General features: G+C 73.2%; 5 protein-coding genes. All 5 read right to left on the minus strand.

Annotated features, from left to right (window positions below):
- The 5 genes from OG417_RS34180 to OG417_RS34200 are packed head-to-tail and all read right to left on the minus strand — an operon-like array spanning position 1 to position 25,924.
- Positions 1-882: a TIGR03621 family F420-dependent LLM class oxidoreductase gene (locus OG417_RS34180; protein ID WP_329237524.1), complete on the minus strand. Its 882-nt coding sequence runs from the start codon at positions 880-882 to the stop codon at positions 1-3.
- On the minus strand, positions 879-4,814 hold the full coding sequence (locus OG417_RS34185; protein WP_442875590.1) for a type I polyketide synthase: 3,936 nt from the start codon (positions 4,812-4,814) through the stop codon (positions 879-881). Before OG417_RS34185 ends, OG417_RS34180 begins: the two co-directional genes overlap by 4 nt.
- The gene (locus tag OG417_RS34190) at positions 4,804-13,131 is read right to left on the minus strand and encodes a type I polyketide synthase (protein ID WP_329237530.1); all 8,328 of its coding nucleotides are present in this window, start codon (positions 13,129-13,131) and stop codon (positions 4,804-4,806) included. The genes OG417_RS34185 and OG417_RS34190 overlap by 11 nt, the downstream gene beginning before the upstream one ends.
- Positions 13,128-17,774 carry a type I polyketide synthase gene (locus OG417_RS34195; RefSeq protein ID WP_329237532.1) on the minus strand — a complete coding sequence of 1,549 codons (4,647 nt, stop codon included), beginning with the start codon at positions 17,772-17,774 and terminating at the stop codon, positions 13,128-13,130. Before OG417_RS34195 ends, OG417_RS34190 begins: the two co-directional genes overlap by 4 nt.
- On the minus strand, positions 17,771-25,924 hold the full coding sequence (locus OG417_RS34200; protein ID WP_329237535.1) for a type I polyketide synthase: 8,154 nt from the start codon (positions 25,922-25,924) through the stop codon (positions 17,771-17,773). Before OG417_RS34200 ends, OG417_RS34195 begins: the two co-directional genes overlap by 4 nt.
- Positions 25,925-26,039: the final 115 nt, after the last annotated feature.

A 26,039-nucleotide genomic window follows, 5' to 3' on the forward strand; every position in this document is an offset into this window, starting at 1 on the left:
TCACTTGCCCGCCAGAACCTCCACGACCGGTCTGAACGCCTCCTGGTGGGCATCCATCACGGTGAGATAGGAGATCCCGTACCGGTCACGGATCTCCTGCACCTGGCCGATGATCTGCTCCACACTGCCGATGAGAAGCAGCGGCGAACGCTCGAGCTCCTCCAGCGGAATGGGCAACTGGGTCTGCTGGATGTGCCGGATCGCCGCGTCGCGGTCGTCGGTGACCACGACCGCCTGGATCAACAGGTTGCGCTCCACCTCGGCCGAGCGCGCGCCGACCACCTCCTCGAAGTACGCCACCCGCTCGGCGAACTCCTCCGTGGAGATGAGCCGCAGCCCTCCGGGCGAGGTCGGGTCGTAGCGCATGCCGATGAAGCCCACGATGTCGGCGTACTCGGCCGCCAGGCGCAGGACCCGGTTCCCGTTCCCGGCGATGAGCAGCGGCATCGGCTTCTGGACGGGTGCGGGCACGGACTCCGGGGCGGAGAAGATGGAGATGAGCTGGGCCACGGTCGCTTCGAGCCGGTCGACCCGGTCCTTGGGGGTGCCGGGGTCGAGGCCGAGTGCGTGGAACTCCGGATGCGCGTAGCCGGTTCCGAGCCCCAGTTCCAGCCGGCCGCCCGTCAGCCGGTCGGTGGTGGCGGCGTCCCGCGCGAGCAGCGGCGGGTGGTAGAAGCCGCTGTTGAGCACACCGGTCCCCACCCGAAGGCCGGTGACGGCGGCCGTGGCGACCAGCGGTGGGAACGGGGCGGTCTTCCCCAGATGGTCGGGGACCAACAGGATGTCGTAGCCCTCGTCTTCGACCTGCCGAGAGCTCTTCAGCCAGTCGTCGGAGTCGGGGATCTCCAACTTACCCAGGCCGAACCGGAACGGACGTGTCATGTCTGCCTCCTGGTCGTCGTCGTGCCTCGCCGTGCGGGGTGGTCATCCGCGAGCGTGCCGATCCATTGCCTGATCGCGTCCGCGGTGGTGTCGGAGTGGTCCTCGAGCACCGTGAAATGGTCGCCCGGGACGTCGGTCGTCTCGTGCGGAAGACGCCAGAACGCGCGCCAGTCCGCGCCGGTGGTGGCCATGCCGGGCAACGGATCTCCGGCGCGGACCAGAAGAGTCGGGACGGCGAGCGGACGGGGCTGCCAGTGGCCGAAGACCCGCAGGTACGCTCCCATAGTGGTGAGGCCGGTCTCGGTGAGCGACAGCTCCAGTCCGTCAACACGGGCGAGCATCCCGTTGATCATGGAGGGCATCCACCGCTCCATGCCCGGCAGCTGCGGGGTGTCCATCGGATAGGTGTCGATCACCGCCAGGCCGGCCGGGCGCAGGCCGCGCTCCGCCAGACCGGTCGCGACCGCGTGCGCGACGCAGCCGCCCAGCGAGCGGCCGACGATGACGAACGGCGCGTCGCCGACGAGCCGCTCGACCGCCGCCACCTGCGTCCGTACGAACGCCTCGGCCGAGCCGGGTAGCGGGGAGCCGTCGGCGTAACCTGGAGCGGGCACCGCGAACACGTCCCGCTCGCCCTGGAACGTCCGCCCGAACCGCGCGTACTCGTGCGGACCCGACAACGCGGTGAGCGCCGGGAAGCAGACCACGACCGGGCCTGTTCCGCCCTCGGCGAGGCGGACGGCATGCGCGGCATGCGCGGTTGCGTCCCCGATGCCGTACGTGGACCGTAGCTCCGACGCCGCCATGAGGACGGTGGTCGCCTCCGCGAACTTCTGCGCCTCGCACAGCCGCAGATAGACCGACCCGAGGGCGCTTCCGCCACGCGTGTCCACGCCCGCGGGAGTGTCGTGAATCTCGGCCAGGTGCCGCGCCAGCTCCGCGGGCGTCGGATATTCGATGGTCAACGTCCCGGACAGGTCGAGTCCGGTCGCCGCGTTCAGCCGCGACCGCAGCTCGACCGCGATGAGCGAGTCGAACCCCAGCTCCACGAACGGCCGGCTCGCGTCGATCTCGTCGGCGGAGGCATGCGCGAGCACGGTGGCGACCTCCGCCACGACGAAGTCGAGCACGGCCTGGTCACGGTCCTCCTTGTCCAGCCCGGCGAGCCGTAGGCCCCAGGTCCGGTCCGCGGGCTGCTCGGCGTCGCTCTCCCGGCCGGTGATGACGGTGTCGAGCCAGTAGCGTCGCCGCTGGAAGGGATAAGTGGGGAGCGCGACCCGGCGCGGTCGCAGGCCGCGGAACACGGGCGCCCAGTCGACCTCGACGCCGTCGGCGTGCAGCCTGCCCAGCCCGGACAGGAACGAGATGGTCTCGGAGCGATCGCGGCGCAGGAGCGGCGCTCGTACGCCCTCCGCCAGCAGGCCGGACAGCACGGCGTCCGGCCCGAGCTCCACGAACCGGGTCACTCCGGCGTCCCGCAGCGTCCGTACGACGTCGGCGAACCGTACCGGATCACGGACGTGGCCTGCCCAGTACGCGCCGTCGGCCAGTTGCTCGGCCGAGGCGATCTCGCCGGTCCGGTCGGAGACGAACGGGACGGCAGGGCTCGCGAAGACCGCCTTCTCAACGATCCGCTGGAACTCTTCCATCATTCCCGACATGCGGTGCGAGTGGAAGGCGTGGCTGACGCGCAGCCGCCTTGTTCTGCGCCCCTTGTCCGCGAAGGTCGCGGCGGCCGTCAGTACCGGGTCCTCGTCCCCAGAGATGACGACGGAGTCGGGACCGTTGATCGCGGCCAGACCCGCACCGGGCTCCAGCCCGGCGAGGACCTCCCGCACCTCTTCCTCGTTCGCCGCGACGGCCATCATCGCGCCCCCGGACGGCAGCGCCTGCATGAGCCTGCCCCGCGCCGCGACCAGAGCCGCCGCGTTCTCGAGGGCCAGCGCCCCTGCGGTGTGGGCCGCCGCCAGGGCCCCGATCGAGTGGCCGGTCACGAAGTCCGGTCGTACGCCGAACGACTCGACGAGCCGGTACAGTGCCACCTCGATCGCGAACAGTCCGGCCTGCGTGTATACGGTCTGGTCGAGCCGGCCGGCGAGGCCGGCCTCGAAGACGACGTCCCGGACCGGATGTGGTGTGTACCCGTCCAGATGCCGGTCCAGCTCCGCGCATGCCGCGTCGAAGGCGGCGGCGAAGACCGTGAACCTGTCGTACAGCTCCCGCCCCATGCCGGTGCGCTGGCTGCCTTGCCCGGTGAACAGGAAGGCGACCTTCCCCGATCGCCCGACCCGTGGCGGTGTACGGCCCTCGGCGACCGCCCGGAGACCGGCCCGGAGCTCGTCTTCGTCCGCGGCCACCACGACCGCGCGGTGATCCAGGTGGTCTCGGGTCGTCGCGAGGGACCACGCCACGTCCAGCGGATCGTCCGCGACCAGTTCCGCCAGGCGGCCGGCCTGCTCCCGCAGCGCGTCCGGGCTCCGGCCCGACAACAGCCAGGGCGGGAGGAACGGTGCTGTCTCCTGTGGTTCGTCGTCCTGGGCCGGGATGGGGGGTGCCTGTTCGAGGATGACGTGAGCGTTGGTCCCGCTGACGCCGAACGAGGACACCCCGGCCCGGCGCGGCTGCCCGGTCTCTGGCCACGGCCTGGACTCGGTCAGCAGCCGCACCGACCCCGCGGACCAGTCCACATGCGGCGACGGCTCGTCGACGTGCAACGTCCGCGGCAACACACCGTGCCACATCGCCTCGACCATCTTGATGATCCCCGCCACCCCCGCGGCGGCCGCGGTGTGTCCCAGGTTCGACTTCAGGGAGCCGAGCCAGAGCGGTCTCTCCTCGGCCCGGTCCCGCCCGTAGACGGCCTGCAACGCCTGCGCCTCGATCGGATCGCCCAGCGTCGTGCCCGTACCGTGCGCCTCGACGGCGTCCACGTCGGCGGGTCCGAGCCCGGCGGCGGCGAGGGCCTGCCGGATCACCCGCTGCTGCGCCGGGCCGTTCGGGGCCGTCAGCCCGTTCGAGGCCCCGTCCTGGTTGACCGCCGTACCCCGGACGACGGCCAGCACCTCATGACCCAGCCGTCGTGCGTCCGACAGCCGCTCCACCAACAACAACCCGACGCCCTCGGCCCAGCTGGTGCCGTCCGCCGCCGCCGCGAACGCCTTCACCCGGCCGTCGGACGCCAGACCACGCTGCCGGGAGAACTCGATGAATCCCTCCGGCGAGGACATCACCGTCACGCCTCCGGCGAGCGCCAGATCGGCCTCGCCCGAACGCAGCGCCTGCACCGCCAGATGTAACGCCACCAGCGAGGACGAACACGCCGTGTCCACCGACACCGCCGGCCCCTCGAACCCGAACGTGTACGCGATCCGCCCCGACGCCACACTGGCGAGATTTCCAACGCCCAGGTGGCCTTCGAGTTCGACGGGTGTGCTGGTCAGCCGGGAGTGGTAATCCTGGGACGTCAGGCCGGTGTAGACGGCGGTGCGGCTGCCACGCAGACTCGACGGCGGAATACCCGCCCGCTCCAACACCTCCCACGCCGTCTCCAACAACAACCGCTGCTGCGGATCCGTCGCCAACGCCTCACGCGGCGACATCCCAAAAAACCCAGCATCAAAATCCGCAGCCTCATACAAAAACCCACCATGACGCGTATAAGACCGACCCACCCGATCCGGATCCGGGTCATACAACCCCTCAACATCCCAACCCCGATCCGACGGCCACTCCCCGATCGCATCCCCACCCGACGCCACCAAATCCCACAAACCACCCGGCGAAACCACCCCACCCGGAAAACGACACGCCATCCCCACGATCGCGATCGGTTCGCGCAGGGCCGACTCCACCTCGTGCAGACGCCGCCGCGCGTGCCGCGTGTCGGCCAGGGCGCGCTTGAGGTACTCCCGCAGCTTCTCCTCAGACGCCATCGTCACCCTTCCCATCGACCAGCGCGAACAGTTCTTCGTCGGAGGCGGAGTCGAGGTCGGCCGTATCGCCGGGCGGCTCCGCCCATCTCGCGGTGAGCTCGCGAAGCCTCGCCGCGACCTGCGCGTGCTCCGTCGTGCCGGAAGGCGTCGCGGTGAGGGCCTCTTCCAGAAGCTTCAGTACGTCCATGGCGGGCGGCCGCTCCTCACCGGCGGCCCCGGAGGACAGGCGCGCGTCGAGGAACGCGGCCACGGCGACCGGTGTCGGGTAGTCGAAGAGCAACGTCGCGGGCAAGGCCAGCCCGGTTGCCGTGCCCAGCCGGTTGCGCAGGTCCACCGCTGTCAGCGACTCGAAGCCGAGGTCCCGGAAGGCGGCGGCCGGGTCGACCTCGCCGGGTTCGTCGTAGCCGAGTACGGCGGCCGCGTGCACGCGTACGAGGTCGACCAGCGCGTCCATCCGTTCCCGCTCGTCAAGCGCCGCGAGCCGCTCCGGTAGCGGCTCCTCGTCCTCCGCCTCTGGCTCCGGGACCTGGGACGCCGTGCCCGCCGCCGCGACCGGGTGCCCGTCGCCGTCGAGCCAGTAGCGCCGCCGCTGGAACGCGTAGCCGGGCAGCTCGACAGGGGGCGCGTGAACGCCCTCGAACAGGGGCGACCAGTCCACCTCCGTGCCATGGACGTGGACGGCCGCGACCGACCGCAGGAGCCGGTCGTACCCGCCCTCGCCTCTGCGCAGGGTCTCGGTGACAGCCACGTCGGCCGCTGCCGCCCGGCCCATGGTCTCGACGGTGTCCAGGATGCCGCTGGTCAGCACCGGGTGCGGGCTCACCTCGATGAACACCGTGTGGCCCTGCTCGGCAAGGGAGCGCACGGCCGGTTCGAAGCGGACCGTGCCCCGCAGGTTGCGGTACCAGTACGCCTCGTCCATCTGGGCGGTGTCGATCCAGTCCGCGGTGACCGTCGACATCACGGATACGTCGCCGGTGCGCGGCCGTATCTCGCCGAGGCCGTCGAGGAACTCGTCGCGGATGTCATCGATCACGGGCGAATGCCCGGCGACATTGGCCGCCCGGATCCGACGGGCCCGTACGTCCTCGGCATCCAGTACGACCTTCAGCTCGTCGAGCGCCGCTGCGTCCCCCGCGATGACGGTCGCCGACGGGCCGTTCACCGTGGCCACCGAGAGCTGTCCGGGCCAGGCGGCGATACGCGTCTCGGCCTCAGCGGCGGGCAGCGCGACCGACATCATGCTGCCGCGCCCGATCAGCGTCGCGAGCAGCCGGCCGCGCAACGCGACGATGCGCGCGGCCTCTCCCAGCGGGATCGCTCCCGCGACGCACGCGGCCGCGAGCTCGCCCTGGCTGTGCCCGACCACGGCGTCCGGGCGAACACCGAACGACCGCCATACCTCCGCCAGGGCGACCAGCACCGCCCAGAGCGCCGGCTGGGCCACGTCGACGCGCTCCAGCGGCGGCGCGGACTCCGCACCGCGCAGGACGTCCAGCAGCGACCAGTCCAGGTACGGGGCGAGGGCCTGTGCGCATTCGTCGACCTTCGCGGCGAACGCCGGTGAGGTCTCGAGCAGTTCGGCGGCCATCCCGTCCCACTGCGAGCCGTGACCAGGGAAGACGAAAACGGTCTTGGTGGACTTCCTGGCCATGCCCCGGACGACCTCGTCGGCGGGCTCGCCGCGGGACAACGCCCGCAGTCCGGCCAGCAGGGCTTCCCTGTTCTCGCCGACGACGACGGCTCGGTGCTCGAACATGCTCCGGGTGAACAGCAACGCCCGGGAGACGCCGGCGACATCGGCGTTCTCGGCCACCGGAACGAGCCGGGCGGCCTGAGCGCGCAGCGCACGTGGGCTCCTCGCCGAGATCGCCCACGGCAGCGCGGGCGGCGGTGCCGCCTTCCGTGGTGTCTGGTCCTGGTCCTGGATGGCGGGTGCCTGTTCGAGGATGACGTGGGCGTTGGTCCCGCTGACGCCGAACGAGGAGACCCCGGCCCGGCGCGGGCGCCCGGTCTCGGGCCAGTCCACCTCCTCGGTCAGCAACCGCACCGACCCCGCCGACCAGTCCACATGCGGCGACGGCTCATCGACATGCAACGTCCGCGGCAACACACCATGCCGCATCGCCTCGACCATCTTGATGACCCCCGCCACACCCGCAGCGGCCTGAGTGTGACCGAGGTTGGACTTCAGTGAGCCGAGCCAGAGCGGGCTCCCCCCGGCCCGGTCCTGCCCGTAGACGGCCTGCAGCGCCTGCACCTCGATGGGATCGCCCAGCCGGGTGCCCGTCCCATGAGCCTCCACCGCGTCCACGTCGGCAGGTCCGATCCCGGCGGCGGCGAGGGCCTGCCGGATCACCCGCTGCTGCGCCGGACCGTTCGGCGCCGTCAACCCGTTCGACGCGCCATCCTGGTTGACCGCGCTTCCCCGCACCACAGCCAGCACCTCATGGCCCAGCCGCAGCGCATCCGACAACCGCTCCACCAGCAACAACCCCACACCCTCGGCCCAGCTGGTGCCATCGGCCGCCGCCGCGAACGCCTTCACCCGGCCGTCGGGTGCGAATGCCCGGTGGCGCGAGGACGCGACCATGCCTGCGGGCGAGGACATGACGGCCACACCTCCGGCGAGCGCGAGATCGGCCTCACCCGAACGCAGCGCCTGCACCGCCAGGTGCAACGCCACCAGCGACGACGAACACGCCGTGTCCACCGACACCGCCGGCCCCTCGAACCCGAACGTGTACGCGATCCGCCCCGACGCCACACTGGCGGCACTGCCGTTGTGTACGTAGCCCTCCAGGTCCGGCGGGAACTCTCGCAGCCGGGAGGCGTAGTCGTTGTACATGACGCCGGTGTAGACGGCGGTGCGGCTGGCACGCAGACTCGACGGCGGAATACCCGCCCGCTCCAACACCTCCCACGCCGTCTCCAACAACAACCGCTGCTGCGGATCCGTCGCCAACGCCTCACGCGGCGACATCCCAAAAAACCCAGCATCAAAATCCGCAGCCTCATACAAAAACCCACCATGACGCGTATAAGACCGACCCACCCGATCCGGATCCGGGTCATACAACCCCTCAACATCCCAACCCCGATCCGACGGCCACTCCCCGATCGCATCCCCACCCGACGCCACCAAATCCCACAAACCACCCGGCGAAACCACCCCACCCGGAAAACGACACGCCATCCCCACGATCGCGATGGGGTCTTCCGTCTCGCCGGCCGGCGCGGCGACCACGGTGTCCGGTGCGCTTGCCTCATCCAGGAGCTCGGCCCGCAGCCGCCGGGCCAGGTCGTTCGGCGTCGGATGGTCGAACACCAGGGTGGCCGGGAGCCGCAGCCCGATCGTGGCGGCGAGCCGGTTGCGCAGGTCGACGGCCGTGAGGGAGTCGAACCCCAGGTCGCGGAATGCTCGATCGCCGTCGGGGACGTCCTCCCGGCCGAGGACCGTGGCGGCCTGCTCGAGCACCAGCGACAGCAATGCCTCGTCGCGCTCGCCGTCCGCCAGCCGCCGCAGCCGCTGGACGAACGACGGACCGGTCTGGCCACGACCGGACGCTGCGACCGGGCGGCGGGGCTGGAAGATCCCGCGCAGGAGCGACGGCACCGGGTCGGGGGCCGTCAGCCCGGCCGGCACGAGAAGCGCGGCATCCGAACGACCCGCCGCGTCGAAAAGCGCGATTCCCTCCTCCACCGACAACGGGCGGAAGCCACGTCGGGCGATCCTGCCGCGGTCGGCGCCCACGAGGTGTCCGGTCATGTCGCTGGCACCGGCCCACAGGCCCCACGCCAGCGACGAGGCGGGCAGGCCCTCGGCGCGCCGATGCGCGGCCAGGGCGTCGAGATAGGAGTTGGCCGCGGCGTAATTTCCCTGGCCCGGGATTCCGACCACGCCCGCGGCGGAGGAGAAGAGGATGAACGCGCGCAGGTCGGCGTCCCTGGTGAGCACGTGCAGGTTCCACGCCGCGTCGGCCTTGGGGCGCCGGACCGAGGTGAGCCTTTCCTCCGTCAGCGCTGTGATCACTCCGTCATCGAGCGCGGCCGCCGCGTGCACGACCGCGGTCAGCGGATGGGCGGCGGGGATGCCCTCGATGACGCGGGCCAGGTCGTCGCGTTCTGCGGCGTCGCACTCGGCGATCGTCACCTGTGCGCCCAGGCCCGTCAGCTCGGCCGCGAGCTCGTCGGCGCCGGGCGTGCCGGCGCCCCGCCGCCCGAGCAGTACCAGGTGCCGGACGCCGTACCGGTCCACGAGGTGCCGCGCGATGAGCCCGCCCAGAAATCCGAGCCCGCCGGTGATGAGAACCGTTCCCCCGGGCGCGAACGACCACGAACCGGCGGACGTCGTCGCGGCGCGCTCCAGCCTGGGGACCAGCGCCTTCCCGGCCCGCAGGGCGAGCTGCGACTCGTTCGCCGCCTCGGCGGCCGCGACCACGGCCGGAAGCATCCGGGCCGACTCGGGATCGGAGTCCAGGTCCACGAGCAGCAGCCGGTCCGGATGCTCCGCCTGCGCCACCCTCAGCAGTCCCCAGACCGGAGCGGTCGCCAGGTCCGGCGGCTCATCGTCGCCGACGGCCACCGCCCGCCGTGTCACCACCGTCAGGCGCTCGTCGGAGCCGGTCAGCCACGACCGCACGACGTCGAGCACGCGCGCCGTCTCCTCCCGGCCGGGCTCCACGTGGACGGTACGGGTGAGGTCGTGTGGTGTCCCGGCCGCGACGTCGAGCGCCGTCCAGTCGAGGCGGTAGAGCTCGTCGTGGTCTGCTTCGGCGTTCAGCTCCGCGACCGGAATGGCCCGCGCCACCAGGGACTCGATCGTGACGACGGGCATGCCGTTCGGGTCGGTCGCCTCCAGGGACAGCTCGCCGTCCGCCGCCCTGGTGAGGCGTACGCGAAGCTCCGTGGCGCCCGTCGCGTGCAGCCGCACGCCTCGCCAGGCGAACGGCAGCAGGCCGGTGAGCCGCGCAGCGTGGAAGGTCACGTCCAGGAGCGCGGGATGAATCCCGAAGTCCCCGGCGTGCAGGTCCTCCGGGAGCGCGACCTCGGCGTACACCTCGTCACCCCGCCGCCAGGCCGCCTGCAGTCCCTGGAACGCCGGGCCGTACTCGATTCCGGACTCGGCGAACTCCGCGTAGACCTCGCCGATCGCCTCGGCCGCGCCCGGCGGAGGCCAGTCCCATGACGGGCTCGGGTGAACACTCGCGCCCGTGGTCAGCGCGCCCTGGGCATGCCGGGTCCACTCCGTGCCCCGGCCGGCGCCCGAGAAGACGGCGAAGGGACGCCGGCCCGCCTCATCCGGCGCGTCGACCCGGACCTGGATCCGCACGTCGCCCTCGGCCGGCAGGACCAGCGGCGTCTCGATGACGAGTTCGTCGATCGCCGGCCGGCCGACCTCGTCTCCGGCCCGCATCGCCAGCTCGGCGAACGCGGCCCCGGGCAGCACCGCGCGGCCCCGCACGCGATGGTCGCCGAGCCAGGGCTGAGCCCCCTGGGAGACCCGTCCCGTCAGCAGGACCGCGTCCTCACCGGCGGGCCGCACCACCGACTCCAGCAGCGGATGGCCCTCGGCGCCCGCGGCCCCCACCGGCCGCGGCTCCAGCCAGTAGCGACGCCGCTGGAAGGCGTAGGTCGGCAGGTCGAGGGGACGAGCCCGCCACCCGTCGAAGGTGGGCAGCCAGTCCACGGCGACGCCGCGGACGTACGCCTCGGCCGCCGAGGCGAGGAAGCACGCGATTCCGCCCTGGTCGCGGCGCAGTGAACCGGTGACCACGACGTTCACGGCGGCGTTCTCCTCGGCGATCTCCTGGACCGAGGAGGTCAGTACGGGGTGCGGGCTGACCTCGATGAACGCGTCATGTCCCGTGTCGAGGAGGGCACGCGCGGCAGGCTCGAACCGGACGGTCCGCCGCAGGTTGGCGTACCAGTAGCCGGCGTCCATCGTCGAGGTGTCGATCCAGTCACCGGTCACCGTGGACAGCAACGGCACGTCACCGTCGCGTGGGCGGATCCCCCGTAGAGCCTCCCTGATGTCCGCCTCGACCGCCTCCACGTGGGCGGAGTGCGAGGCGTAGTCCACCGGAATCCGGCGGGCCCGCACCTCATCCTCCGCACATGCGGCGACGAGCTCGTCGAGCGCCTCGGGCTCGCCCGCGACCACCACGGCGGACGGGCCGTTGACCGCCGCCACGGACAACCGGCCGTCCCACCTCGCGATCCGCTCCTCCACCCGGGCCACGGGCGATGACACCGACGCCATCCCGCCCCGGCCCGAGAGCGCGCCGATCGCTCTGCTGCGCAGCGCCACGACCTTCGCCGCGTCCTCGAGGGAAAGCGCCCCGGCTACGTACGCGGCCGCGATCTCCCCCTGACTGTGCCCGACGACCGCCTCCGGCCGTACGCCGTGTGACCGCCAGAGCTCGGCCAGCGACACCATCACCGCCCACAGGGCGGGCTGCACCAGATCGACCCGGTCCAAAGGCGCGGAGGTTCGCAGGATGTCGGTCAGGGACCAGTCCACGTACGGGGCGAGGGCGTCCTCGCAGACCTCGATCGACCGCGCGAACACGGGCGAGGCGTCCAGGAGCTCGCGGGCCATGCCCGCCCACTGGGAGCCCTGTCCGGGGAAGACGAAGACGGCCCGGCGGTCCTCGGCCGCCCGGCCCCGGATCACCGAGTCACCCGTCTCCCCCCGGGCCACCGAGTCCAGCCCCGCGAGCAGCTCGTCGCGGCCGTCCGCCACGATCAGCGCGCGCTCCTCCAGTCCGGCCCGCGTGGTGGCCAGGGCATGCGCGACCGCCGCCGCCTCCGGGTCTTCGCCGCGGACGAACGACGCCAGGCGGGCGGCCTGCGCGGCGAGCGCCTCCGGCGTACGCGCGGAGACACGGAAGGGCAGCGGCCCGGGGAGTTCGCCGTCGCCGGTCTCCTCGTCCGCCGGCGCGCTCTCCAGCAGGATGTGGCTGTTGGTCCCGCTCACGCCGAAGGCGGACACGCCCGCACGCCGCGGTTCGCCCGTCTCCGGCCACGTCCGCGCGCGGGTCAGGACCCGTACGGCTCCCGCCGACCAGTCCACGTGCGGTGAGGGCGTGTCGACGTGCAGGGTCCGCGGCAGCAGCCCGTGCCGCAGCGCCATGACCGTCTTGATGATCCCGGCGGCGCCCGCGGCCGCCTGCGTGTGCCCGAGGTTGGACTTGACCGCGCCCAGCCACAGCGGCCGGTCGCCGGGACGGTTCTGCCCGTAGGTGGCCAGGAGCGCCTGCGCTTCGATCGGGTCACCGAGGGACGTCCCGGTGCCGTGGGCCTCCACGGCGTCCACCTGGGCGGCCGACAGCCCGGCGTCCTCCAGCGCGGCGCGGATGACCCGCTGCTGTGACGGGCCGTTGGGCGCCGTCAGTCCGTTCGAGGCCCCGTCCTGGTTGACCGCCGTACCCCGGACGACGGCCAGCACCCGATGCCCGAGCCGCTGCGCGTCCGACAGCCGCTCGACCAGCAGCAGTGCGGCGCCCTCCGCCCAGCCGGTGCCGTCGGCGCCGGCCGAGAAAGCCTTGCAGCGCCCGTCCGCCGACAGCCCGCGCTGCCGGGAGAACTCGACGAAGACCGTCGGGGTCGTCATGACGGTGACGCCGCCGGCGAGGGCCAGGTCGCACTCGCCTGAGCGCAGCGACCGCACGGCCAGGTGGAGCGCGACCGACGACGAGGAGCACGCGGTGTCGATGGTGATCGCGGGCCCCTCGAAGCCGAAGGTGTAGGAGATCCGGCCGGAGGCGACGCTCGCCGCGTTCCCGATGGCCAGATAGCCCTCCAGCTCCCCCGACGCCGCCGTCCCGTGGCTCGCGTAGTCGTTGCCGTTGGTCCCGATGAACACACCGGTCCGGCCGCCGCGCTGCGCGTACGGGTCGATGCCCGCCCGTTCGAAGGTCTCCCAGGCGACCTCCAGCAGCAGCCGATGCTGGGGGTCCGTGGCGAGGGCCTCACGCGGCGAGATGCCGAAGAACTCGGCGTCGAAGTCGGCCGGGCGAGTCAGGAACCCGCCGTGCCGGGTGTAGGTCCTGCCCTCCCTCCCGGGCTCCGGATCGTAGAGTCCCGCCACGTCCCAGCCACGGTCCGTGGGGAACTCCGAGATCGCGTCGCGGCCGTCGACCACCAGCTCCCACAGATCCTCGGGAGAGTTCACCCCGCCGGGGAAACGGCAGGCCATCGCCGTGATCGCGATGGGTTCGGTGGCTTGGCTCTGCTCCTGGCGGAGGCGTTCGCGGGTCTCCTGCAGCTCCACGGTGACCCGTTCTAGGAGGTGCCGGATCCGGTCGTCGTTCATGAGATCCCAAGCTCCTTGCCGATGAGGTCGACGAGTTCGTCGTCGGAGGCCCCCGACAGCCGTTCGCCGAGGCCGGCCGCCGCGCCTCGCGGCGCCGGCGCGCATCGTTCGGCCAGCGCGGTCAGTCGTCTGCCGGCCTCGCCCCGGTGCGGATCGTCTGGCGGGATGACCGTCAGCAGCGCCTCCAGGCGTTCGATCTCATCCAGCACCGCCGCACCTCCGCCGGTGACGTTCGCCGCCAGCTCGGTACGGAGGAACTCGGCGAGATCACGTGGTGTGGGATGGTCGAACACGAGCGTCGCCGGCAGCGACAGGCCGGTCTCGGCGACCAGCCGGTTGCGGAGCTGAACGGCGGTGAGCGAGTCGAATCCCTGCTCACGGAAGCCGCGGGTGAGGTTTACCTGCTCCGGCGACGACCGGTCCTGAAGGGCGGCGGCCAGCGATCGGACCAGCCCGGCCAGGATGTGCCGTTGCTGCCGCTCGTTCGCGCCGCCCAGCCGGGCGAGCAGTTCGGCGGGCTTGTCGCCCCCGTGTTCCGGGTCGCCGCGGCCGCCCGTGAGCTCGGCGAGCAGCGGGTGCGCCCGCCCCTCCGCGAGCCGCGCCCAGTCGGCGTCGCACACGATCATGTGCGTCTCGTCGAGCGTGTCGCCGAGCGCCGCGACCGCGAGGTCGGGGTCCATGGGCCGGAAACCGTGCTGCGCGACGCTGCGCTCGCCGTCGCCACGCGCGATGCCGTCGCCTGCCCACAGTCCCCAGCCGATGGACGTGGCGGGGAGGCCCTCCGCGCGTCTTCGCGCGGCGAGGGCGTCAAGGTACGCGTTGCCCGGCGCGTAGTTGCCCTGCCCGGGAACGCCGCAGACTCCGGCGATCGAGGAGAAGAGCACGAAGGCCGACAGGTCCCGGTCCCGCGTCAGTTCGTCGAGGTTGCGCGCGCCCTGAACCTTGGCCCGCAGAACCCGTTCGAGCCGGTCGGCGGTGAGGGAGCCGAGCACGGCGTCGTCCAGCACGGCCGCGGTGTGCACGACCGCGCTGACCGGATGCTTCCGCAGTACCTCGGCCAGGCGGTCACGATCGGCGACGTCACACGCCGCGAACGTGGTCTCGGCACCGGACGCGGCCAGCTCGGCCGCCAGCTCCGCCGCGCCGGGCGCCTCGGCGCCCCGCCTGCTGACCAGGAGCAGGTGGTCGGCGCCCGCGGCGGCGAGCCACCGGGCGGCGTGCCGGGCGAGGGCTCCTGTCCCACCGGTGACCAGCGCCGTGCCGTGCGGCCGCCAGGCGCCCCGGGTCTGCGGCGCGCGGACAAGCCGCCGCGCCAGCACGTCACCGGACCGGACGGCCAGCTCGGCCTCGCCGTGGCCGCCGGTGAGCGCGGCCACCGCCCGCGCCGCGTCCTCCGGGCGGACGTCCTCCGGGAGATCGATCAACCCGCCGAGCAGCCGCGGAGCCTCGACCGCCACGATGCCGCCCAGTCCCCACACCAGCGCCGCCGCCGGGTCGGTCACCGGGTCGCCCGGTGCCGCCGCGACGGCCCCGCGCGTCACCGACCACAGCGGCTCGTCCGAACCCGCCGCGTCCAGGGCCCGCACGAGCGCGGTCGTCGCCGCGAGGCCCCAGGGAAGGTCCGCGTGACCGGGGGTCGGCCCACTGTCCAGGGGCAGCAGGGACAGAACGCCCGCGACCGGATGCTCCGACACATGGGCGGCCAGCCCGTCGGCGTCCTCGGGCGTGACGACGATCCGGCTTACCTGCGATCCGGCGTCCGCCAGCGCGCGGGTCAGCGCCTCGTCCCAGCCGTGTGCCGTCTCCCGGCCCGGAACGAGCACCAGCCACCGCCCGGGCTCCCGCTCGGCTCCGGCCGCCGGGCGGGGCAGCGGATGCCAGGCGATCCGGTGCCGCCAGCCGGCCACACCCGCGGTCGCGGCGGCCGGCGCCTCGGCCCAGTACCTGTCGTGCTGGAAGGCGTAGGTCGGCAGCTCGACGTGCCCGGGCCCGCCGAACATCGCGGTCCAGTCGACCGCGACGCCAGAGACGTACGCGCGGGCGACCGCGGTGAGCAGCGTCACCGGCTCCGGCCGGCCTCGCCGCAGCACCGGCGCGGTCACGGCGCCCGGCAGCGTCTCCTCGACCGCGGAGCTGAGGACGCCGTCGGGTCCGAGTTCGAGGAACGTGGTGATCCCGCGGTCGGACAGGTGGCGGACCACGTCCAGAAAGCGGACGGCACCGCGCGCCTGATCGGCCCAGTAACCGGCTTCCGGTCGCGTCAGCTCCTTTCCGGTCAGATTCGACACCACCGGAACGGCGGGGGCGGCAGGGGAGAGCTCGGCCGCCACCGTACGGAAACGCTCGAGCATGCCGTCCATCCGATGAGAGTGGAAGGCGTGGCTGGTCCTCAGCCGCCTGGTCTTGCGTCCCTCGGCCGCGAACCGGGCGGCGACGGCCAGGACGTCGTCCTCCTCGCCGGAGATGACGATCGACGCCGGGCCGTTCACGGCGGCGATCGAGACGGCGCCGGTGAGTCGGGGCAGAACCTCCTCCGCGCTCGCCTGGAGGGCGACCATGGCGCCACCGCCCGGTAGCGCCTGCATCAGCCGGGCGCGCGTCGCGACGAGGCGGGCGGCGTCGGGGAGGGAAAGGATCCCGGCGACGTGCGCGGCCGACAGTTCTCCGATGGAATGCCCGGCAAGACTCTCGGGCCGCAGGCCCCACGATTCCAGGAGCCGGTGGAGGGCCGTCTCCAAGCCGAACAAGGCGGTCTGGGTGTAGAGGGTCTCGTCGAGGTCGCCGGTCTCGTCCACGGTGAACGCCACGTCCCGGACGCGCCGTCGCGCGTGCCCCGCCAGCTCCGCGTCCAGCGCGGTGGCGACCGCGTCGAACGCCTCGGCGAAGACCGGATACGTCTCGTACAGCTCACGGCCCATCCCCGCACGCTGGCTGCCCTGGCCCGTGAAGAGGAACGCCGGCCCGACGGCCGCGTCGGCGGCCGATCCGAGCACCACGCCCGCCCGGGATTCGCCCCGGGCCAGCGCGTCGAGTTGCTCGACGTGCTCACTCGTGTCGCCGGCGATGAGCACCGCGCGGTGCCGGAACGCCGTCCGGGTCGTCACGAGGGAACGCGCCACGTCCGCCGGGTCGAGGTCCGCGCGTGCGCGGACGAACTCCGCCAGCCGTGCGGCCTGGTCGCGGAGCGCGTCGGCGCTCCGCGCGGACAACACCCACGGCAGCGGGCCGCCGGGCGCCGCGGCCCGGTTTCGGACCGGCGGCGGCGCCTGTTCGAGGATGACGTGGGCGTTGGTGCCGCTGATGCCGAACGAGGACACCCCTGCCCGGCGCGGCCGACCGGTCTCCGGCCACGGCCTGGACTCGGTCAGCAGCCGTACCGCGCCGCCCGACCACTCCACGTGCGACGATGGCCGGTCCACGTGCAGGGTCCTGGGCAGCACCCCGTGCCGCATCGCCTCGACCATCTTGATGATGCCGGCGACCCCCGCCGCGGCCTGGGTGTGGCTGATGTTCGACTTGACCGACCCCAGCCAGAGCGGCCGGTCGGCAGGGCGCCCCTGGCCGTAGGCCACCAGCAGCGCGTGCGCCTCGATCGGGTCGCCCAGCGTGGTTCCGGTGCCATGCGCCTCCACCGCGTCGACCTCGGAGGGAGCCAGTCCTGCGGCGTCGAGGGCCTGGCCGATGACCCGCTGCTGCGACGGGCCGTTCGGCGCGGTCAGCTGGCTGCTGCGGCCGTCCTGGTTCACGGCGGTGGAGCGGATGACGGCCTGGATGGGATGGCCGTGGCGCACCGCGTCCGACAGCCGCTCCAGTAGGAGCAGGCCCGCCCCCTCGCCCCAGCCCGTGCCGTCCGCGGCGTCGGCGAAAGACTTGCAGCGCCCATCCGGCGCGAGGCCGCGCTGGCGGCTGAACTCCACGAAGATCGCGGGCGTCGCCAGCACGGTCGCTCCACCGGCGAGCGCGAGCGAGCAATCCCCCGAGCGCAGCGCCCTGACCGCCAGGTCCACCGCCACCAGCGACGAGGAGCAGGCCGTGTCCACCGTGATCGCCGGCCCCTCGAAGCCGAAGGTGTAGGCCAGCCGGCCCGACGCCACGCTGCCCGCACTTCCGACGACCAGGTAGCCCTCCAGATCCTCGGGCGCCCGCTGGAACCGCGTGCCGTAGTCGCCATACATGATCCCGGTGAACACTCCCGTACGGCTGGCGCGCAGCGACTCGGGCACGATGCCGGCGCGCTCGAACGCCTCCCAGGCCACCTCCAGCAGGAGCCGCTGCTGAGGATCGATGGCGGTCGCCTCTCGCGGTGCCACGTCGAAGAACTCGGCGTCGAAGTCGGCTGCGTCGCGCAGGAAGCCACCCTCCCTGGCGTACGTCGTGCCGGGGTGCTCGGGGTCGGGATGGTAGAGCCCGCCGGACCACCCGCGGTCGCCGGGCAGCGGTCCGACGACGTCCCGCTCCTCCGCCACCACGCGCCACAGGTCCCCGGGCGACCGGGCGTCGCCCGGGAAGCGGCAGCCCATGCCGATGATCGCAATCGGTTCGCTCCTGGCCGTCTCCACCTCATCCAGCCGCATGCGGGTCTGCCGCAGCTCGGTCGTGGCGCGCCGCAGATAGTCGCGGAGCTTCTCGTCGCTCGCGGTCACGCGGGCTTCCCCTCTCTGCTCGCAGCCGGGATCGTCAGCTCGTTGTCGAGCACGTCGAAGAGCTCCTCGTCGGTGGCGGCGGTGAGATCGGCCGTGGAAGCGGTGGTGGCAGGGGTGGCCGCCGCGTCGGTCTTCCAGACCCGCAGCAGGTCCTGGAGTCGGGCCGAAACCGCTCTGTCCCGCCGGGAGGCCGCCGAGAGCTCGCGCAATGCCCCTTCCACCCGGTCGATGTCGGCCAGCAGGGTCTCGACGGGGTCGGCGTCCGCGGGAGCGAGCAGCGCGCTCAGATGCGTTGCCAGCTCGGCGGGGGTGGGGTGGTCGAAGATCGCGGTGGTGGACAGCCGGAGCCCGAGCCGGGCGCCGAGCCGATTGCGGAACTGCACGGCCATGAGCGAGTCGAAGCCCGCAGCCTGGAAGCCTCGGCCGGGCTCAACCGAGCTCGCGTCCGCGTGGTCGAGGACCTCGGCGGCCGTTTCTCGTACCAGTTCGACGAGCAGGCGCTGCCGCTGTTCCGGCTCAAGCCCGGCCAGCCGTTCGCCCTCGCCCGGTCCCGGCGCCCCGGCGCCGGCGGCACGGCGCCGCGGACGCCGAACGAGACCGCGGAGTACCGCCGGCGGCTCTTCGCCGCCGGGCCGGGGGCCGGTGTCGATGCGCGCCGGTACCAGTGCCGCGGACGGGCCGGCGAGGGCGGTGTCGAACAGCTCCAAGGCCTGCTCGGTGTCCAGGGGCAGCAGTCCCGAGCGCCCCATGCGCCGTACGTCGGCCTCGGTCAGGTGACCGGTCATGCCGCCGCCCTCCGCCCACAGCCCCCAGGCCAGGGAGGTCGCGGGCAGCCCGCGGGCGCGGCGATGCTGCGCGAGGGCGTCGAGGAACGCGTTGGCCGCCGCGTAGTTGGCCTGTCCCGCGTTGCCGAGGATCCCGACGGCCGACGAGTACAGGAGGAAGAACGCGAGGTCCCGGTCCTCGGTGAGCCGGTGCAGGTTCCAGGCCGCGTCCACCTTGGGCCGCAGCACCTTCGCGAGCCGTTCCGGGGTCTGGGCGGTGAGGACGGCGTCGTCGAGGACACCCGCCGTGTGCACCACCGCGGCGAGTCTGGGGACCGTGGCCAGCAGCCCCGACAGGGATGCGAAGTCCGCGACGTCGCAGTCCGCGAGCGTGACCTCGGCACCGAGTTCTTCGAGCTCCGCCCGGACGTCTCCGCCGCGGGTCGCGTCGCGGCTGACCAGGAGCAGGTCCCGGGCGCCGTGGTGGGTCACGAGCCTGCGGGCGGCGAGCCGCCCGAGGGCGCCCACGCCTCCGGTGACGAGCACGGTCCCGTCCAGCGGCGCGGCCGCGGTCGGTTCGGTCCGGGTCATGCGGGCGAGCCTCGGCGCGTGGATCTCCCCGGCTCGCAGCGCGAGCTGGTCCTCCCCCGTGGCGAGGGCCGCCGGGAGGGCCGCCGCGGAGCCGGGATGCCCGTCGGTGTCGACGAGCACGATCCGTCCTGGATGCTCGGTCTGAGCGGTTCGGGCGAGCCCCCAGACGGCGGCGGCCGCGAGATCCCGGATGTTCTCCTCGCAATGTGCCGCCACGGCGCCATGGGTGAGCAGGACGAGGCGGGCGGGGTCGTCGGCGTCCTTCGCGACCCAGTCACGGAGCAGGGCCAGGGCATGTCCCGTTGCGGCGTGCGCGGCCTCCGCCGGGTTCTGTTCGGAGTCCCGTGCGGGCAGGGGGACGACCACGTCGCCGTTCTCGTGTCCTGAAGGGGCGGGCAGCGTGGGCCAGGTCAGCTGGAAGAGCGTGTCCGGCCGTCGTCCGGCGGCGCGCAGCCGCCCGGACGGCACCGGGCGCAGCGTGAGGGACCCCACCGTGGCGACCGGCCGGCCGCCGGGGTCGGTGAGCCGGAGCGCGATCGCGTCGCCGTCACCGGGCTCGACCAGAACCCGCAGGCCGGTGGCGTCGACGGCGTCGACGAAGACGTCGGTCCACGCGAACGGAAGGTCGGGCGGCCCGTCCCGGTCTCCGATCGCGGTGTGCAGCGCGGCGTCCGACAGCGCGGGGTGCAGGCCGAAGCCGCCGGGGTCGGAGATCGAGATCTCGGCGAACAGCCGGTCGCCGAGCCGCCAGGCCGCGGTCGTCCCGCGGAACTCCGGCCCGTAGTCGTAGCCGCGCTCCGCGAGGTGCCGGTAGAGGCGCTCCGGATCGATCGGCTCGGCGCCCGGCGGGGGCCAGGTGGCGGACGGCTCCGCGTCCTCGGGCGGAGCGGTACGGGCGACGGCGGCGAGCAGACCGGTCGCGTGGCGGGTCCAGTCCTCGCCGTCGGCACGCGCGTGCACGCCGATCGGGCGCAGGCCGTCCTCCTCCGGAGGCCCGACCACCACCTGAAGGTCCACGCCGTCCTGCTCCGGCAGCGGCAGGGGCGCCTCCAGGGTCAGCTCGGCGACCCCCGCGTACCCGGCCTCGCCGGCGGCGTACAGGGCGAGGTCCAGGAACGCCGTGCCGGGGAGGACGGGAGTTCCGTACACCCCGTGGTCGGCGAGCCAAGGGTGGTCGCCGAGCGAGATCCGGCCGGTGAGCACGAGCGTGCCGGTTTCGGCGATCGGCAGAACGGCCTGCAGGAACGGGTGGTCCGCAGGGGCCGCTCCGGCCGTCGTGGCCGGCCGGGCGGTGGGCGTGTCCAGCCAGTACCGCCGTCTCTGGAACGGATAGGTGGGCAGCTCGATCACCCGCCCCGCACCCTCGGCGACGGGCCAGTCGAGCATCCGTCCGCGCACGTACGCCGCGCCGAAGGACTCGTGGACCCGTGCCAGGCCGCCGTCGTCGCGGGTCAGCGTCCCGGTGACCGTCACCCCGTCCTCGTCCTCGATGCCGACCGTGAGGACGGGGTGCGGGCTGCACTCGACGAACAGGTCGTGGCCGTCCCGCGACAGCGCCCTCGTCGCCTCGTCGAACCGGACCGGCCGGCGGATGTTGTCGTACCAGTACTCGGGTGTGAGCCTGGCGGTGTCGATGCGATCGCCGGTGACGGTCGAGTAGAACGCGACGTCGGACGTGGCGGGGACGACGCCGGTGAGCGCGGCGCGGATGTCGGCCTCGATGGCGTCGATCTGCCGCGAGTGGGAGGCGTAGTCCACCGGGATCCGCCGCGCCCGTGCGCCGTCCGCGGTCAGCCTGGCCGCGAGGTCGTCGAGCGCCTCCGGGGTACCGGAGACCACGGTGCTGGCCGCGCCGTTGACCGCCGCGATGTCCGCGGCGCCGTCGTAGGCGTCCAGGTATCCGGCGACCACGTCGGCGGGCCGCAGCACCGAGAGCATGCCGCCCTCGCCGGCGAGGGCGATGAGGGCCCTGGCGCGCAGCGCCACGATGCGGGCGGCGTCGGCGAGGGTGAGCGCCCCCGCCACGTACGCGGCGGCGATCTCGCCCTGGCTGTGCCCGACGACGGCGTCGGGACGGACTCCGTTTGCCTTCCACAGCTCGGCCAGCCCGGTCATCACCGAGAACAGCACCGGCTGCACGACGTCGACCCGGTCGAGCGAGGCCGAACCCGGCCGCGCCTCGAGGACCTCGGTCAGGGACCAGTCCACATGGGGCGCGAGAGCCTCCGCGCAGGCGTGGATGTGGGTACGGAACACCTCCGACGTCCGGAGTAGTTCGACCGCCATCGCCGGCCACTGGGAGCCCTGCCCGGGAAAGACGAACGCCGTCTTCCCGTCGCTCGTCGCGCCGACGACCAGCCCCGGTGCGGACCGGCCGTCGGCGAGCGCGCGCAGTCGCTCCCGGTATCCCGCCGCGTCCCGCGCCACGATGACCGCACGGTGATCGAATTTCGTCCGCGTGGTCAGCAGGGCCCGCCCGACCGCCGAGGGATCGGCTTCGCCGAGGGCGTCGTCCAGGCGGGCGGCCAGGGCGCGCAGCGCCTCGGGGCTCTTGGCCGACAGCACCCACGGCGGCGGCCCGGCGACCTCCGGTCGCGGGCGCGCGTCGTCCTGAGGCTCATCCTGGGGCGCCTGTTCCAGGATGACGTGGGCGTTGGTGCCGCTGATACCGAACGAGGACACCCCGGCCCGGCGCGGCCGACCGGTCTCCGGCCACGGCCTGGACTCGGTCAGCAGCCGTACGGCGCCCGCCGACCAATCCACGTGCGGCGAAGGCGGGTCCGCGTGCAAGGTCCGCGGCAGCATCCCGCGTCGCAGGGCCTCGACCATCTTGATCACACCGGCCACGCCTGCAGCCGCCTGCGTGTGGCCGATGTTCGACTTCAGCGAGCCGAGCCGCAGCGGGCGGTCCGCCGGGCGTTCCCGCCCGTACGCCGCCAGCAGCGCCCCCGCCTCGATCGGGTCGCCCAGCGTCGTGCCCGTACCGTGCGCCTCGACGGCGTCCACATCGGCGGGTCCGAGCCCGGCGGCGGCGAGGGCCCGGCGGATCACCCGCTGCTGGGAGGGTCCGTTGGGGGCGGTGAGACCGTTGGAGGCCCCGTCCTGGTTGACCGCCGAGCCCCGTACGACCGCGAGCACCCGATGGCCGAGGCGCCGGGCGTCCGCGAGGCGCTCCAGCAGCACCAGTCCCACACCCTCGGCCCAGCCGGTGCCGTCGGCGGCGGCGCCGAACGGCTTGCACCGGCCATCGGCGGCGAGGCCGCGCTGGCGGCTGAACTCGACGAACATCCCGGGCGTGGCCATCACGGCGACCCCGCCTGCCAGCGCGAGTGAGCACTCCCCGTCGCGCAGCGCGCGCGACGCGAGGTGCAGAGCGACCAGCGAGGACGAGCACGCCGTGTCGACCGTGAGCGCCGGACCCTCGAAACCGAAGGTGTAGGCGATCCGACCCGACGAAACGCTGTTGGTGGCGCCGGTCAGCAGGTAGCCGTCGTGCCCGCCCGCGGCCTCGTGCAGCCGCGGTCCGTACTCCTGCTGGGTGGCACCCACGAAGACGCCCGTACGGCTGCCGCGCAGCGACCGCGGCACGATCCCGGCCCGCTCGAAGGTCTCCCACGCCACCTCCAGCAGGACCCGCTGCTGCGGGTCCATCGCGGCCGCCTCGCGCGGCGAGATGCCGAAGAACTCGGCGTCGAACTCCGTCGCGTCGCGCAGGAACCCGCCCTCCCGGACGTAGGAGGTGCCCGAGTTGTCCGGATCTGGGGCGTAGAGCCCGGACAGATCCCAGCCACGGTCGCCCGGGAAGCCGGTGATCGCATCCGTGCCCGACAGTGCGAGGTCGAAGAGCTGCTCCGGCGTGTCCGCGCCGCCCGGCCACCGGCCGGCCATCCCTACGATCGCGATCGGCTCGTCCGGCGCGGTCGCGACGATGTCCTCGGTCGCGACGTCGTCCGATGCGAGGAACCGGGCGACGGCGGCCGGCGTGGGGTGATCGAAGGTCAGCGTCGCGGGCAGCCGGCGACCCGTCGCCGCCGCCAGCCGGTCGCGGAACTCCACCGCGCCGAGCGAGTCGAGACCGAGCTCCCGGAACGTACGTTCCTCGCCGACCGCGTCGGGGGAACCGTGGCCGAGCACCGCCGCCACGCTCCGCCTGACGAGATCGATCGGCTCCTCGCCGGCTCGCGGGGCCGGTGCCGGTGCCTCCCGGTCAGGCGCCTCCTGCCCGATCCAGAAACGGTCGCGCTGGAACGCGTAGGTGGGCAGCGGCACGCGCCTGCCAGGTGTGACGGAGGCCCAGTCCACGACGGCGCCGTTGAGGTACGCCGCGGCGACGCCGGCCAGCGCCGACTCGGGCTCCGGCAGCCGGTCGCGCAGCAGGGGCACGGCGACCGTGCTCCCGGCCTCGGTGTTCTCGCGGACCAGCGCCGCGAGAACACCGCCCGGTCCCAGCTCCAGACACGTCGTCACGCCCGCGGCCGCGAGCGACCGCACGCCATCGGCGAAACGGACCGTGCCGCGGATGTGGCGGGCCCAGTAGTCCGCGGAGCACAGCAGCTCGGCGTCCGCCGGCCGTCCCGTCGCGTTGGAGATCACCGGGATCCGCGGCGGCCGGAAGCGGACTCCCGCCACGACCTCGCGGAAGCGCTCGACGGCCTCGTCCATGTGCGGCGAGTGGAAGGCGTGGCTGACGCGGAGCCGCCGGGTCTTCCTGTCCAGCGCCGCGAAGTGCGCCGCGACCTCGTCGACCGCCTCCGCGTCACCGGAGACCACCACCGAGGCGGGGCCGTTCACCGCCGCGATGGACACCCGCTCGGAGAGCAGCGGGACGACCTCGTCGCCGGAGGCCTGTACGGCGATCATCGCTCCGCCCGCCGGCGCCTCCTGCATCACCCGGCCCCGTGCGGCGACCAGCGCGGCCGCGTCGGCGAGCGGGAACACTCCCGCGACGTGCGCCGCCGCCAGCTCGCCGATCGAATGGCCCAGCACGAAGTCGGGGACGAGGCCGTAGCGTCCGGCCAGCCGGAAGAGCGCGACCTCGATGGCGAACAGGGCGGGCTGGGCGTACCGGGTCTGGTCGATCAGCCCGGTGTCGGCGGCGGGGAACATCACCTCCCGGAGCGGCCGGTCGAGGTGCCGGTCCAACTCGGCGCAGATCTCGTCCAACGCCTCGGCGAACACCGGCTCGGCGTCGTACAGCTCGCGTCCCGTGCCCGCCCGCTGGCTTCCCTGGCCCGAGAACAGGAACGCGGTACGCCCCGGGTTCCGGCGCCCGACGACGACCCCGGCGGGTTGCTCGCGGCGCGCCACGGCCTCCAGGCGGCCCAGCAGGTCGGCACGGTCGCAGCCGATCAGCACGGCACCGTGCTCGAAGGCGGTGCGCGTGGCGGCCAGGGAATGCCCGACGTCCGCGGCGTCGAGCTCGGGATGCTCGCGCAGGTGCGCGGCGAGCCGTCCGGCCTGCGCGCGCAACGCCCGATCGCTCGTCGCGGACAGCGTCCAGGGGATCAGCTCCGGCCGGCCGTCGGCGGCCGGCGGGTCGTCGCCGGCGGGGCCCTCGCTCAGGATGACGTGGCAGTTGGTTCCGCCCATGCCGAAGGAGCTGACTCCCGCGATCAGCGGTCCCCCGGTGTCCGGCCACGGCCCGGCCTCCGTCTGGACGCGCAGCTTCAGCTCGGCGAGCGGGATCCGGGGATTGGGCGTCTGGAAGTTGAGGCTCGGCGGGATCGTCCGGTGCCGGATGCTCAGCACCGCCTTGAGCAGGCCCACGATGCCCGCCGCGCCCTCCAGGTGCCCGACGTTCGTCTTGGCCGAGCCCACCACCAGCGGGTTCCCGGGCGACCGGCCCGCCCCGAAGGCGGCGTGCAGTGCCTGCGCCTCGATCGGGTCACCAACCGGCGTTCCCGTCCCGTGCAGTTCCACGTACTGGACGTCGAGCGGGTCCACGCCCGCCCGCTCGGCGGCGCGCAGCAGCACGTCGCGCTGTGCGCCGGAGTCGGGCACGGTCAGCCCGTCGGTCTGCCCGTCGTTGTTGATCGCGCTGCCCAGGATCACGCCGTACACGGTGTCGCCGTCGGCGAGCGCGTTCGCCAGCGGCTTCAGCACGACCACGCCGCCGCCCTCGCCGCGCACGTAGCCGTTCGCCCTCGCGTCGAAGGTGTAGCAGCGGCCGTCCGGGGAGAGCCCGCCGAACCGTTCGGCGGCGGTGGTGCTCTCCGGGGTCAGGATGAGGTTGACGCCACCGGCGAGCGCGAGCTCCACGTCACCGCCACGGAGGCTTTCACAGGCCAGATGCAGGGAGACCAGCGCCGACGACTGCGCGGTGTCCACGGTCAGGCTCGTGCCTCGCAGCCCCAGCGCGTACGAGACACGGTTGGCGAGAACGCCCCGGTTGAGCCCCGTGAGGGTGTGGCGGGTGAGCGGTCCCGCGTCGTGCCGGTGCCGCAGCAACGCGTAGTCGTTCGCCATCGCACCGACGAAGACGCCCGCACGCCGGCCGGCCAGCGCGGCGGGCACGATTCCGGCGTCCTCCAGCGCCTCCCAGCTCAGCTCCAGTAACAGCCGCTGCTGGGGGTCCATCTCGCCGGCCTCGCGCGGTGAGACGCCGAAGAACGCCGCGTCGAAGCGATCGACCTCGGGGAGAAAGCCGCCGCGCGCCCGGCTCCGGTCCGCGGGCGGCTCGCCGACGGCGTCGCCGCCGTCGGCCAGCAACCGCCAGAACGCCTCCGGGCCGGGAGCACCGGGCAGGCGGCACGCGAGCCCGACGACGGCGATGGCCGAATCATCAACGCGAGTCATCGTGTGCGGGATTACCTCTCGACGCGGGAAAGTCGTTGACCAATTCCGAGTGTCGTGATTTACCGGGCATGTTCAACACCTTGCCCGCCCCTAACCCTGCACGACTCGATAGGGG

The sequence above is a fragment of the Actinoallomurus sp. NBC_01490 genome (genome assembly GCF_036227085.1).
Taxonomy (GTDB): Bacteria; Actinomycetota; Actinomycetes; order Streptosporangiales; family Streptosporangiaceae; genus Actinoallomurus; species Actinoallomurus oryzae.